At 73.5% G+C, this 13,202-nt stretch carries 12 protein-coding genes; 7 read left to right on the top strand and 5 right to left on the bottom strand.

What is annotated here, in order from left to right:
• Positions 1 to 147: 147 nt before the first annotated feature.
• Positions 148 to 879 carry a VIT1/CCC1 transporter family protein gene (locus tag ABZY45_RS04770; RefSeq protein ID WP_356736091.1) on the bottom strand — a complete coding sequence of 244 codons (732 nt, stop codon included), beginning with the start codon at positions 877 to 879 and terminating at the stop codon, positions 148 to 150.
• Between the two features lie 224 nt (positions 880 to 1,103).
• Between ABZY45_RS04770 and ABZY45_RS04765 the strand changes: the two genes are divergently transcribed.
• The 7 genes from ABZY45_RS04765 (at position 1,104) to ABZY45_RS04735 (ending at position 9,019) form a co-directional block, all read left to right on the top strand.
• Positions 1,104 to 2,312 (top strand): ADP-ribosylglycohydrolase family protein, encoded by a 1,209-nt coding sequence (locus ABZY45_RS04765; RefSeq protein WP_356736089.1) that lies wholly within the window; start codon positions 1,104 to 1,106, stop codon positions 2,310 to 2,312.
• 65 nt (positions 2,313 to 2,377) lie between these two features.
• Complete coding sequence (locus ABZY45_RS04760; RefSeq protein WP_356736595.1) at positions 2,378 to 3,625, top strand: ADP-ribosylglycohydrolase family protein; 1,248 nt, start codon at positions 2,378 to 2,380, stop codon at positions 3,623 to 3,625.
• On the top strand, positions 3,570 to 4,757 hold the full coding sequence (locus ABZY45_RS04755; protein WP_356736087.1) for an ADP-ribosylglycohydrolase family protein: 1,188 nt from the start codon (positions 3,570 to 3,572) through the stop codon (positions 4,755 to 4,757). Before ABZY45_RS04760 ends, ABZY45_RS04755 begins: the two co-directional genes overlap by 56 nt.
• Positions 4,754 to 6,121, top strand: coding sequence for an ADP-ribosylglycohydrolase family protein (locus ABZY45_RS04750; protein ID WP_356736085.1), 1,368 nt, complete (start codon positions 4,754 to 4,756; stop codon positions 6,119 to 6,121). Before ABZY45_RS04755 ends, ABZY45_RS04750 begins: the two co-directional genes overlap by 4 nt.
• Positions 6,118 to 7,002: a ribokinase gene (gene rbsK / locus ABZY45_RS04745; protein ID WP_356736083.1), complete on the top strand. Its 885-nt coding sequence runs from the start codon at positions 6,118 to 6,120 to the stop codon at positions 7,000 to 7,002. The genes ABZY45_RS04750 and rbsK overlap by 4 nt, the downstream gene beginning before the upstream one ends.
• Positions 6,999 to 8,207, top strand: a complete 1,209-nt coding sequence (locus ABZY45_RS04740; RefSeq protein WP_356736081.1) for a CoA transferase — start codon at positions 6,999 to 7,001, stop codon at positions 8,205 to 8,207. The genes rbsK and ABZY45_RS04740 overlap by 4 nt, the downstream gene beginning before the upstream one ends.
• Positions 8,204 to 9,019 carry a CoA ester lyase gene (locus tag ABZY45_RS04735; protein ID WP_356736079.1) on the top strand — a complete coding sequence of 272 codons (816 nt, stop codon included), beginning with the start codon at positions 8,204 to 8,206 and terminating at the stop codon, positions 9,017 to 9,019. Before ABZY45_RS04740 ends, ABZY45_RS04735 begins: the two co-directional genes overlap by 4 nt.
• Positions 9,020 to 9,091: 72 nt before the next feature.
• Here ABZY45_RS04735 and lgt read toward each other — a convergent pair whose 3' ends face one another.
• From lgt to trpB, 4 genes are all read right to left on the bottom strand, one after another.
• Positions 9,092 to 10,054: a prolipoprotein diacylglyceryl transferase gene (lgt, locus tag ABZY45_RS04730; RefSeq protein WP_356736077.1), complete on the bottom strand. Its 963-nt coding sequence runs from the start codon at positions 10,052 to 10,054 to the stop codon at positions 9,092 to 9,094.
• Positions 10,055 to 10,160: 106 nt separating this feature from the next.
• Positions 10,161 to 10,985 (bottom strand): thioredoxin domain-containing protein, encoded by an 825-nt coding sequence (locus tag ABZY45_RS04725; RefSeq protein WP_356736075.1) that lies wholly within the window; start codon positions 10,983 to 10,985, stop codon positions 10,161 to 10,163.
• A 75-nt stretch (positions 10,986 to 11,060) separates the two neighbouring features.
• A complete protein-coding gene (gene trpA / locus ABZY45_RS04720; RefSeq protein ID WP_356736073.1) occupies positions 11,061 to 11,873 on the bottom strand; it encodes a tryptophan synthase subunit alpha in 813 nt (270 codons plus the stop codon).
• Positions 11,870 to 13,150, bottom strand: coding sequence for a tryptophan synthase subunit beta (gene trpB / locus ABZY45_RS04715; RefSeq protein ID WP_356736071.1), 1,281 nt, complete (start codon positions 13,148 to 13,150; stop codon positions 11,870 to 11,872). The genes trpA and trpB overlap by 4 nt, the downstream gene beginning before the upstream one ends.
• Positions 13,151 to 13,202: the final 52 nt, after the last annotated feature.

Below are 13,202 nucleotides of genomic sequence, written 5' to 3'. Positions count from 1 at the left end.
CTTATGTGTAGCGCTGCATAGCGTCTCACTTTAAGGTGCGCCTACCCCATCCGCCCAGTGACGTGCGCCAAGACGTACGTCACACCGGTTCAACACCGCGCGGCGCCCTGGAAGTCCCGTGTGTGCCGCCGGGTTCGGGCGAGTACGTCAGCCGACGGCCACGCCGAAGAGCGCGCCCAGGCCGTAGGTGATCGCCGCGGCGGCCCCGCCGAGCACGAGCTGGCGCAGTCCGCTGAACCACCAGCTCCGCGCCGTCACCCTGGCGACCACCGCGCCGCAGCCGAAGAGGCCGGCGAGGGCGAGCAGGACGGCGGGCCACAGCTGGGTCGCGCCGAGCAGGTAGGGCAGCACGGGGAGCAGGGCGCCGAGCGCGAAGGCGCCGAAAGAGGAGAAGGCGGCGACGAGAGGCGAGGGCAGGTCGCCGGGGTCGATGCCGAGTTCCTCGCGGGCGTGGATCTCCAGGGCCTGTTCCGGGTCCTTGGACAGCTGCCGCGCGACCTCCTGGGCGAGCGCGGGCTCCACGCCGCGCGACTCGTACAGCGCGGCGAGCTCCGCCATCTCGTCCTTGGGGTGCTTGCGCAGTTCACGGCGCTCCACGTCGAGCTCCGCCTCGACGAGCTCACGCTGCGAGGCGACCGAGGTGTACTCCCCCGCGGCCATGGAGAACGCGCCGGCCGCGAGTCCGGCCAGGCCCGTGATGACGATGGTCTGGTGGGAGACCGCCCCTCCGGCGACGCCGGTCATCAGGGCGAGGTTGGAGACGAGGCCGTCCATGGCGCCGAAGACCGCGGGCCGCAGCCAGCCGCCGTTGACGTCACGGTGGGTGTGGTTGTCGCGGTGGGCCTCGTGCAGTACGGCGTCGGTCTCGATGATGGACACAGCTCTCCCCTTCTCCGGGAGCGGTATCCCGATGTTCCACCCCCGCTCCGCACCCTCGAAAGTACGCACGAAAAACGCCTCCCGCCAGCAAGGAAGGCCGAACTTACCTGCCGCGTGCGCATCACTCGGGCGGCCGATTTGTACGAAATACGCGCCTCGCTCCCGCTGATTCGGGGAAGCCTCGTACATCCGGTGATTCCGGGTGGGAGCGAAGGGGCGACACGATGGAGCTCATGGCGGACGGCTCGGCGGCGGGTACGGCGGACCGGGCCCGGGGGGCGTTGCTGGGGCTCGCGGTGGGTGACGCGCTCGGCGCCCCGGCGGAGAACATGCGCCCGTCGGAGATCCGCCGCCGCTGGGGCCGTATCGAGGGCTTCGTCAGCGACGACCCGGCGGGGACCGACGACACGGAGTACGCGATCTTCTCCGGGCTGCTGCTGGCCAGGCACGGTTCGGCGCTCACGGTCTCGCACGTCGAACGGGCCTGGCACCACTGGATCGCCGACCTGGACGAGGGCCCCTTCCGCGGAGCGGGCTTCAGCGAGCGCGGCACCCTGGAGAATCTGCGGCGCGGTCTCGCCGCCCCGATCTCGGCCCAGCACCGGCACGCGTGGAGCGACGGTCTCGCGATGCGGGCGGCGCCGTTCGGTGTCTTCGCCGCGGGGCGGCCCGCCGAGGCCGCGCGGCTGGTCGCCGTGGACGGCCGGGTCAGCCATGACGGGGAGGGCATCTACGGCGGGCAGGCGGTGGCGGCGGGGGTGGCCGCCGCGATGGTGGGAGCGGGGCTCGCCTCCGTGATCGCGGCGGCGCTCTCGGTCGTGCCGATGGATTCCTGGACGGCCCGCTCGCTGCGCCGCGCGGTCTCGGCCGCCCAGCGCCCGTACCCGGACAGGCTGGCGGCGGAACGCGCGGTGCGTTCGGCGGTGGTGATCGGCGGCTACCCGTGGACGGACCTCGCGCCGGAGGCGGTCGGCCTCGCCTTCGGAGCCCTGACGGCGGCGCGCGGCGATTTCCGTGAGGCGGTGCTCACGGCCGTGAACATGGGCCGGGACGCCGACACCACCGCGGCCGTCGCGGGGGCGCTGGCCGGTGCCCTGCACGGGGCGTCGGCGATCCCCCGGGACTGGTCGGCGGCCATCGGGCCGGTGCGGGGCAGCTGTCTGCCGTCGATGCGCGGCTACCACGTCCTGGACATCGCGGAACTGCTGACGCCGGACGACGTCGAGGACCCCCGGCCCGCGCCGGGACCCGTGGCCGCGTCCGCCCCGCTCCTCACCCCGCACGAGGCGTCCGCCCCGCTCCTCACCCCGCACGACGCGTCCGGTTCGTCGCGTTCCGGCGGGCGTTCCGGTGCGCCGGGTGCCGGAGCGGCGCCGCCCGGGGACCGGGCGTGGCACGAGCCGGTCCGGCGCGCGGGGCGGGGTGTCCGGTGAGCGCCGCCCGCCGGGCCACGCAGGGCGCGTCCACGTCGGCGCCGGACGCCACCCCTCACGTGGCCATCAGGATCACGGCCGCACCGGCCGCCACCGAGGGCGCCGGGGAGACGGGATCGCCCGGCAGGCGCGCCAGGATCGAGGGACTGCTGCTGGGGCTGGCGGCCGGGGACGCCGCGGGCTGGCCCGCCGCGCGGCACCGGGCGGCGAGGATGCCCGAGTGGACCAGGCGGCTCACCCGGGAGCTGGACACCTTCGCGGAGCAGAACGCGACGACGACGCTGCCCGTGCCCATCGCGCTCAACCAGCCGCCGGAACCGCTGCGGCTCGGGCCGTCCGACGACGCCGAGTGGGCGGCGTTCGCCGCCCGCACCGTGCTGTCCGCGGCGGCGGACCACGCGCCGGGCCTCTCCGCGGGGCACCGGATGCGGGACGCGATCGACCGGTCCTGGAACGCGCTGGCCGCGAAGGTGGCCGCCGCGAGCGCCCGGGCGCCCGAGGTCGAGTCGGCCGTCCTGCCGCTGCGGGCCCGGATCTCCGTACGGGCCGGGCTCGGCAACCTCGCCGCCGGGCTGCGCCCGCCCGCCACCGGGCACGACAATCCGCACTACTTCGACGACGCGGCCTGCGTGCGGGCCGCTGTGCTCGCGGTCGTGCACCCCGGGGACCCGGCGGCGGCGGCCGAGCTCGCCGAGTTCGACGCCCGGTACACCCAGGACGGTGACGGGGTGCACGGCGCGCGCGCCCTGGCCGCCGCGATCGCCGAGGCGCTGGCCGGGTCGGATGTCGACACCGTGGTGAACGCGGCGCTCGACCGGCTGCCCGAGGGCACCGAGATCGCCCGCAACGCCGTCCACGCCGTGCGGCTGGCGCGGGAGTTCGCGGACGAGGCGGCCGGCGCCTTCGCCCTCGTGCCCGTGCTGGAGCATCAGATCGTGGACCACGTCTACAGCTACGGGATCGCGGCGGCCGAGACCGTGCCGGTGGCCCTCGCCCTGACGACCGCGGCACGGGGCTCCTTCGCCCAGGCGGTGCCCGCCGCGGCCTGCCTGTCCCGGGTCGCCGACTCCGCGCCCGCCCTGGCGGGGGCGCTGACCGGCGCGCTGGGCGGCGCGGCCACCGTGCCCGCGGGCTGGCGGGAGGCCTGCCGCACGCTGGCCGGGTGTGCGCTGCCCCGGCTCGCGGGGACGGACCTCATCGAACTCGCCGGGCTGCTCGCAGCCACGGAACCGGCGACTCCGGGTGGACAATCCCGGCATGACACACAAAACATCCGAACTGTCCGATGTGGCCACGACGCTCACCCTGGATGACCGCGTCACCGGAGCGCTGGTGGGCGCCGCCGTGGGTGACGCGCTCGGCGGTCCCGTCGAGGGCTGGACACCCGAGCAGATCGCCGAGCGCCACGGCGGCAGGGTGACCGGCGTCGTCGGGCCCTGGTTCGGCGACGACTGGCGCACCGCGCGCCCCATCGCCCCGTACCACAAGGGCGACGGGCACGTCACCGACGACACCTTGATGACCCACGCGCTGGTGCGGGTGTACGAGACGGTGCGCGGCCACCTCGACGCGTACTCCGTCGCCGACCACCTCGTGCCGGACCTGATGTCCCGGCCCCGGTGGATTCCGGAACTGGAGGCGGAGGCGCTCCCCCTGCAGCGGATCTTCCTCGCCGAGAAGTGGATCGTCACACGGCTGCACTACGGTCACGCCGACCCCCGCGAGGCGGGTTCGGGGAACGTCGTCAACTGCGGGGCGGCGATGTACATGGCCCCGGTCGGGCTGGTGAACGCCGCCCATCCGGAGGCGGCGTACGCGGAGGCGCTGGATGTCGCGGGGGCGCACCAGTCCTCGTACGGGCGTGAGGCGGCGGGGGTGCTGGCCGCGGCGGTGGCCGCCGCGTGCACCCCTGGCGCGACCCCGGCCTCCGTCGTCGAGGCCGCTCTGGCGCTCGCCAAGGACGGGACCCGCTCGGCGATCGAGTCGGTGTGCGAAGCGGCCTCCCGCTACACGGACTTCGAGTCCGCGCTGATTCCGCTGCGTGCCGCCGTCGCCCCCTTCGATACGGTGGGCCCGCACTACCGCGAGCCGTCGCTGGGCGCCCGGCGGCCCTCCCGGCTCCACTCCATCGAGGAGCTCCCCGTCGCGCTGGGCATGCTCCTCGTCGGCGGGGGCGACTACCGGCACACGGTGCTCGGGTCGGTCAACTACGGGCGTGACTGCGATTCGATCGCCACCATGAGCGGGGCGCTGGCGGGCGCGCTCCACGGCGAGCAGGCGATCCCCGCCGGATGGGTGAAGACGGTCGCCGACGCGAGCCGCCTCGATCTGCACGCCCCGGCGAAGGCCCTGGCGGAGGTCGCGCGCGAGATCTTCGTGCGGGACACCGCGCGGCGCCGGGCCCACGAGGCGGCCTTCGCCGCGCTGACGGGCGGCGAACGGTGACCGTCCGCCTGACGTGGGTACAGCCCGAGGACCTCGTGGGTCACGAGCTGCGCCAGGCCGCGCAGGACGGCAGGGACGCCGGGGAGATCGAGCGGTGCTGGCACGAGGCGGGTGGCGCCCCTGCCCCGGAACGTGCCGGCGCCTCGGAGCCCGGCGCGCCGCGCCGGCTGCGCGCCTTCGCCGAGCGGCTGCTCGACGAACTCGCCCTGCTCCAGAGCCCGCTGGCCGGGGACGAGCCGACCGCGCTGCACGCGATCCGTGCCGCCTGCCCGCGCTGGCCCGCCCCCCGTAGCCGGCCGGTCTCCCTCGGGCCCGAGCGCCTGCACGCGGCGTGGCTGGGCCGGGCGGCGGGCTGTCTGCTCGGCAAGCCTGTCGAGAAGCTGCCGCTGGAGGGCATCCGCGCACTGGCGCGGGCCACCGGCAACTGGCCGCTCACCACCTGGTTCACCGCCCGCGGGCTGCCGGGGGAGCTGGCCGCCGCCTACCCGTGGAACCGCCGCTCCGCCCCCACGTCCCTCGCCGAGAACATCGACGGGATGCCGGAGGACGACGACCTCAACTACCCCCTGCTCACTGTGCTGTTGCTCCAGAGGTACGGACGCGGCTTCCGCACGTCCGACCTCGCCCGGCTCTGGCTCGACGAACTCCCGGCGGGCCGTGTGTTCACCGCCGAACGCGTCGCGTACCGCAATCTGCTGGACGGCGTCGAACCGCCGGACACCGCGCGTCACCGCAACCCGTTCCGGGAGTGGATCGGTGCGCAGATCCGGGCGGACGTGCACGGCTGGACCCACCCCGGCGACCCGGGGGCCGCGGCGGAACAGGCCCACCGGGACGCGGTCCTCACCCACACGGCCAACGGTGTGTACGGGGCGATGTTCACCGCTGCCGCGCTGGCCGAGGCGGCGGGCGGCGAGACGGATGCGCACGGGTGCCTGGCCGCGGGGCTGCGTGTGGTGCCGCCCCGGTCCCGGTATGCGGGCGCCGTGCGCCTCGGCATCGACATGGCGCGCTCCGAGGAGGACTTCGACACGGTCGTGGACCGGCTCCACTCCGTCTACGGACCCACCCACCACTGGGTGCACGTGCTGCCCAACGCCGCGCTGCTCGCCGCCGCCCTCACCCGTGCGGACGGGGACTTCGGCCGCTCCATCGGCCTCGCGGTCTCCGGCGGCTGGGACACCGACTCCAACGGTGCGACCGCGGGCTCTCTCGCGGGCCTGCTCGCCGGCCGGACCGCGGAGCTGCCCGACCACTGGACGGCCCCGCTCAAGAACCGCCTCGCCACGTCCGTACCCGGATTCGGCTCCATCGGCTTCGACACCCTCGCGGAACTGACCTACCAGGAGGTACACCGCCCATGACAGCGATCGCGGTGCTCGGCAGCACCAACATGGACGTCGTCGCCTACGTCGCCCGGGCACCCGGGCGCGGCGAGACCGTCACCGGACGGGAGCTGCGGACGATCCCCGGCGGCAAGGGCGCCAACCAGGCCGTCGCCGCGGCCCGCGCCGGGGGCGAGGTGGTGATGATCGGCGCGGTGGGGACCGACGAGTACGGCTCCCGGCTCCGCACGAATCTGGAGCAGGCGGGCGTGGACACGGATCTGCTGCACACCGCCGCCGGACCCAGCGGCACCGCGCACATCGTCGTCGACGACGAGGGGTCCAACGCCATCGTGGTGATCCCCGGCGCGAACGGCAGCGTGACCGCGCTCGGTCCGGGCGAGAAGGCCGCCATCACGACGGCCGGCCTGCTGCTCCTCCAGTTGGAACTGCCCATGACGGCCGTGACGGAAGGGGCCATGACGGCGAAGGCCGCGGGCGTGCGTACGATCCTCACGCCCTCCCCCGTACAGCCCCTGCCCGCCGGGCTGCTGGACTGCGTCGACCTGCTGGTCCCCAACGAGCACGAGGCCGCGGAGCTCACCGGACGGACGGACCCCCGTGCGGCGGCCCAGCTCCTGCTGCGGCAGGTCCCCGAGGTCGTGATCACACTCGGCCGCAAGGGCTGCCTGTACGCGGCCCGGGGCGGCGAGCCCGTGCACTTCCCGGCCCCCGAGGTCACCGCCGTCGACACGACCGGAGCCGGGGACACCTTCGTCGGCACGCTGGCGGTGGCGCTCGGCGAGGGCAGGCCCGTCCCCGAGGCGGTGGCCCTGGCCTCCTCCGCCGCGGCGCTCTGCGTGCAGCGGCCCGGTGCCTCGACGTCCATGCCCTACCGCAGTGAGATCGATGCCTCATGACCGCAGCCGCTCCCACGGGCCCGCCGCCGCTCGCCGGCCTGCGGGTCCTGGACCTCGCCACACTGTTCGCCGGGCCGCTCGCGGCCACCATGCTCGGAGACTTCGGGGCCGAGGTCATCAAGGTCGAGCACCCCCGCAAGCCCGACCCGTCACGCGGCCACGGCCCCGCGAAGGACGGGATCGGCCTGTGGTGGAAGCTGCTCGGCCGCAACAAGCGCACCCTGACCCTCGACCTGTCGAGTCCGGGCGGCCGGGACGTGCTGCTGCGGCTGGCCGCGGACACCGATGTGATCATCGAGAACTTCCGGCCCGGCACGCTGGAACGCTGGGGCCTGGGCTGGGAGGAGCTGCGGGAGGCCAATCCGCGTCTGGTGCTGGCCCGGGTCACGGGCTTCGGCCAGTCGGGCCCGTACGCGCACCGCCCCGGCTTCGGCACGCTCGCCGAGGCGATGAGCGGCTTCGCCGCCGTCACGGGGGAACCGGACGGTCCGCCGACGCTTCCGCCCTTCGGTCTCGCCGACTCGATCGCCGCCCTCGCCACGGCGTACGCGGTGATGACGGCGCTGGCGGGACGTCAGGTGACCGGGGGCGGACAGGTGGTGGACATGGCGATCATCGAGCCGATCCTGACCGTGCTCGGGCCGCAGCCGCTCTGGTACGACCAGCTCGGCTACGTCCAGCCGCGCACCGGCAACCGCTCCCGCAACAACGCGCCCCGCAACACCTACCGCACCGCCGACGGGCACTGGGTGGCCGTGTCGACGTCCGCCCAGTCGGTCGCCGAGCGCGTGATGCGCCTGGTGGGGCGTCCCGAGCTGATCGAGGAGCCGTGGTTCTCCGCCGGGACGACCCGGGCCGAGCACGCCGACGAACTGGACGAGGCCGTGGGCCACTGGATCGCCCGGCGCACCCGGGAGGAGGCGGTGGACGCGTTCGAGAAGGCGGAGGCGGCGATCGCGCCGATCCATGACGTACGCGAGGTGATGGAGGACCCCCAGTACCGGGCGCTGGGCACGATCACCGAGGTCGAGGACCCCGAGCTGGGGACGCTGCGGATGCAGAACGTGCTCTTCCGGCTCTCGGAGACCCCGGGGGCCATCCGCTGGGCGGGCCGCCCGCACGGGGCGGACACGGAGGAGATCCTGGCGGAGCTCGGCCTCTCCGCGCCGAGGATCGCGGCGCTGCGGGACGAGGGGGCCCTGTGAGCGGCGGGGCGGTGGCGCTGACCTGGCTGTACGTGCCCGGGGACCGGCCGGACGTGGTCCGCAAGGCGCTCGGCGCGGGCGCGGACGTGGTGATCGTCGACCTGGAGGACGCGGTCGCGCCGGACCGCAAGGAGTACGCCCGCTCGGCGACGGCGGAGCTCCTCGCGGATCCCGTCACGGCGGACCCGATGGCGGTGCCGGTCCATGTGCGGGTCCACGGCGAGGAGGACGTGAAGGCGCTGGCGGGGCTGCCGGGACTGGCCGGGATGCGGCTGCCCAAGATCACGCACGCGGGGTCGGTGCACCATGTCGCGGCGCTGGCTCCGGGTGTGGCGCTGTACCCGCTGCTGGAGTCGGCGCTGGCGATCGAGCACGCGTACTCGATCGCCGGATCGCATCACGCCGTACGGGGCATCGCTCTGGGCGAGGCGGATCTGCGGGCGGACCTGGGGGTGCGGGACGACGCCGGGCTCGACTGGCCGCGCAGCCGTGTGGTCGTCGCGGCCCGGGCGGCCGGGCTCGCCCCGCCCGTGATGTCGGTGTACACGGACGTCCGGGATGTGTCCGGGCTCCGTGCGTCCTGCGCGCACGGCCGGGATCTGGGCCTGCTGGGCCGGGCGGCGATCCACCCGAGGCAGCTGCCGGTCATCGAGCGGGCGTTCCGCCCGACGGCCCGGGAGGTCGAGGCGGCGGAGCAGATCCTTGAGGCGTCCCGCGACGAGGCGGGGGCTCAGGCGCTGCCGGACGGAAGGTTCGTCGACGCGGCGGTGGTGGCGACGGCGGAACGTACGCTCTCGCTGGCGCGGCGCTGAGCCCCGGGCACGCGCGAAAGGGGCCGCCGGACCTGTGCGGTCCGGCGGCCCCTTTCAGCGGTCTGCGGAGCGTCAGCTCCTGTCGGCCTTCTGCGGGGAGCCGTCGCTCTCCGGTTCGGTCGCTTCCGTCTCCGTCGCTTCCGCGCCGGGGGCGTCGGTGGAGTCCTCGGAGGGTGCGTCCTCGGACGAGGAGTCCTTGCCGTCCTGCTCGTCCGGCCGCACCGCGTCGGGCTCGACGACCTCCTCGCGGCCCGGGCGCTTCTTCGCCGAGATCACGATGTAGGTCACCGCCAGCACGAAGACGACGATCGCGGTCCAGACGTTGAGCCGGAGGCCCAGCACGTGGTGCGCCTCGTCGACGCGCAGGTACTCGATCCAGCCTCGGCCTGCGCAGTACGCCGCGACGTACAGGGCGAAGGCCCGGCCGTGTCCGAGCGTGAAGCGGCGGTCCGCCCAGATGACGAGCAGGGCGACACCGACACACCAGAGGGACTCGTAGAGGAACGTCGGGTGGTAGGTGCCCTCGACCCGGTTCGCCCCCTCGCTGATCTTCACGGCCCAGGGCAGGTCCGTCGGCTTGCCGTACAGCTCCTGGTTGAACCAGTTGCCCCAGCGGCCGATCGCCTGGGCGAAGGCGATCCCGGGTGCCAGGGCGTCCGCCCAGGCCGGGAGCGGGATCCCGCGGCGGCGGCAGCCGATCCAGGCACCGACCGCGCCCAGCGCGATGGCGCCCCAGATGCCGAGGCCGCCCTCCCAGATCTTGAAGGCGTCCACCCAGTTCTCACCGTCGCTGAAGTACAGCTGGTAGTCGGTGATGACGTGGTAGAGCCTGCCTCCGACCAGGCCGAAGGGAACCGCCCAGACGGCGATGTCGGCGACGGTGCCGGCTTTTCCTCCCCTGGCGATCCAGCGCTTGTTGCCGAACCAGACGGCGACGAAGACACCGATGATGATGCAGAACGCGTAGCCGCGGAGCGGGATCGGGCCGAGCTCGATCACCCCGGTCGACGGGCTGGGAATGTAGGCAAGGTTCATGACGAGGTCGACGCTACCCTGCCGGACGGGACGTACGGCAAGCCGTCCGGCAACTTCTGGATAACGAGGCCCTCCGGCGGACCACCCGCCGAAGGGCCCTCCCGCTCTACGAGGCCGACGGTGTGGGCCTGACGGTGCCCGGCTTCTTGCCCTTGTTCGCCTCCGCGACCCACTTCCTGAGGTTGGCCTCGGAGATCTGCTCGTCCCCCTTCTTGGGGAAGATCGAATCGCCGTTGAGCAGTGCCGTCGGGGTCCCCTGGAAGCCGCCTTCGGTGAAGGCCTTGTTCGACTTCTCGACCCAGCTGTCGTGCGTGCCGTCCTCCACACAGCTGCGGAAGGCGGGCGTGTCGAGGCCGTCCACCTTGCCCGCCAGCTCGATCAGCTTGCTGTTCTCGCCGAAGGCGTCGTCCGTCTCGGCGGGCTGGTTGCTGTAGAGGACGTCGTGGTACGGGGCGAACTTGCCGGCGTCCTGGGCGCAGGCCGCGGCGTTGGCCGCGCGCAGGGATCCGCTGCCGCCGAGGTTGCCGTCGATGATCGTCGCCAGGTGGTACTGCACCTTGAGCTGTCCGCTCTCCGCCAGCTCCGTGATCGTGTCCCGGAAGGCGTTCTCGAACTGGGCGCAGACCGGGCAGCGGAAGTCCTCCCAGATCGTGAGCGTGGACGGCGCGTCGTCCGCCCCGACCTGGAGGGCGAGTCCGTCCTCGCCCATGGCCCCGGACGGGGTGACGGCGGGTCCGGCCTCGCTGTCCTGGTCGTCCTTCCCGGCGTTGGCGGCGATCAGGCCGATCACAGCGGCCAGGGCCAGCACGCCCACCACGGCGGTCGCGACGATCAGCGTGCGGCGGCGCCGGTCCCGCGCCCGGTCCTGCTCACGCTGCTGGGCCAGCCGGTCGCGCGCGGCTCTTCTTCGGTCTTGGTTCTTCTCGCTCACACCGCGCAAACGAACCGGGGAGGCGCGCGAGCGCCTCCCCGGTCCCATGTCCACCCGTACGGATGACGAGCGCTGTCAGCGCTTTCGAACGCCTTCGGCCAGTTCGGCCGCCAGAGCGCGGACCGCGGCGAGGCCGGCCGCCTCGTCCGGTGCGTCCAGCATCCGCTTGACGAAGGCCGAACCGACGATCACCCCGTCGGCGAAGCCCGCGACCTGCCGGGCATGCTCGGCGGTGGAGACACCGATGCCGACGCAGACCGGCAGGTCCGAGGTGGCGCGGGTACGGCGGACGAGGTCCTGGGCCTGCTCGCCGACCGACTCGCGGGTGCCGGTGACACCCATCAGCGAGGCGGCGTAGACGAATCCGGTGCCCGCCTCCGTGATGGTGGCGAGACGCGCGTCCTTGCTGCTCGGGGCGACGACGAAGACGGTGGCGAGACCGTGCTTCTCCGCGTGCTCCCTCCACAGACCGGATTCCTGGACCGGCAGGTCGGGCAGGATGCACCCCGCGCCGCCCGCCTCGGCCAGCTCGGCGGTGAAGCGTTCGACGCCGTAGCGGTCGATCGGGTTCCAGTACGTCATGACGAGGATCGGCGCGCCCGTCGCCTCGTGGGCCTCACGGACCGTGCGCATGATGTCGGCGATCTTGACTCCGCCGCGCAGCGCGATGTCGTCGGCGGTCTGGATGACCGGACCGTCGAGCACCGGGTCGCTGTGCGGGAGGCCCACCTCGATGACGTCGGCGCCGCCGGCGACGGCCGCCTTGACCGCGGCGATGCCGCCGTCGACGGTCGGGAAGCCGCCGGGGAGGTAGGCGATGAGCGCCGCCCGGTCCTCGGATGCCGCCTGGGCCAGCGTCGATTCGAGAAGCTCTCGGTTGCCGCTCACTTGGTGACCTCTTCCTCTCCGTCGGCCACGTCGGCCTCGACGACCGCGTCGGCACCGTCGTACAGCCCGAAGTACCGCGCCGCCGTGTCCATGTCCTTGTCACCGCGGCCGGACAGGTTGATCAGGATCAGCCCGTCCTCGCCGAGTTCCCTGCCGACCTCCAGGGCACCGGCCAGCGCGTGCGCGCTCTCGATGGCCGGGATGATCCCCTCGGTGCGGGAGAGCAGCCGCAGCGCCTGCATGGCGGCGTCGTCGGTGACCGCCCGGTACTCGCCGCGGCCGATGTCCTTGAGGTAGGCGTGCTCCGGGCCGATGCCCGGGTAGTCCAGCCCGGCCGAGATCGAGTACGGCTCGGTGATCTGGCCTTCCTCGTCCTGGAGGACGTAGCTGCGTGAGCCGTGCAGGATGCCGGGCTCGCCCGCGGTCAGGGTCGCGGCGTGTTCGCCGGTCTCGACGCCGTGTCCGGCCGGTTCGCAGCCGATCAGCCGGACGCTCGCGTCCGGGATGAAGGCGTGGAAGAGGCCGATGGCGTTGGATCCGCCGCCGACGCAGGCGACCGCGGCGTCGGGCAGCCGGCCGGTGCGCTCCAGGATCTGCCGGCGGGCCTCGACACCGATCACCCGGTGGAAGTCGCGGACCATCGCCGGGAAGGGGTGCGGTCCGGCGACCGTACCGAAGAGGTAGTGGGTGCGGTCCACGTTGGCGACCCAGTCGCGGAAGGCCTCGTTGATGGCGTCCTTGAGGGTCCGGGAGCCGGACTTCACGGCGACGACCTCGGCGCCGAGCATCCGCATGCGCGCCACGTTGAGCGCCTGGCGCTCGGTGTCGATCTCACCCATGTAGATGGTGCAGTCGAGCCCGAAGAGCGCGCAGGCGGTCGCGGTGGCGACACCGTGCTGGCCCGCGCCGGTCTCCGCGATGATGCGGGTCTTGCCCATGCGCTTGGTCAGGAGGGCCTGGCCCAGCACGTTGTTGATCTTGTGCGAGCCGGTGTGGTTGAGGTCCTCACGCTTGAGGAAGACGCGGGCGCCGCCCGCGTGCTCGGCGAAGCGCGCGACCTCGGTCAGCGCGCTGGGACGGCCGGTGTAGTCGACCATGAGCGCGTTGAGTTCGGCGGCGAAGGCCGGGTCCGCCTTGGCCTTGTCGTACTCGACGGCCACCTCGTCCACGGCGGCGACCAGTGCCTCCGGGATGAACTTGCCACCGAACGCGCCGAAGTAGCCCTCGGCGCTGGGGATCAGACCCTCGGGGTCCGGGATGAAGAAGTCGGACGACATGCGATGTGCTCCTGGAGATCGCGACGGGGGTTGTCACCGTGTGCGCCACCGG

Source organism: Streptomyces sp. NPDC006516, assembly GCF_040611875.1.
Classification (GTDB): Bacteria; Actinomycetota; Actinomycetes; order Streptomycetales; family Streptomycetaceae; genus Streptomyces.
Note: the sequence above shows the minus strand (reverse complement) of the source record. Positions and strands in the feature narration are given on the sequence as shown.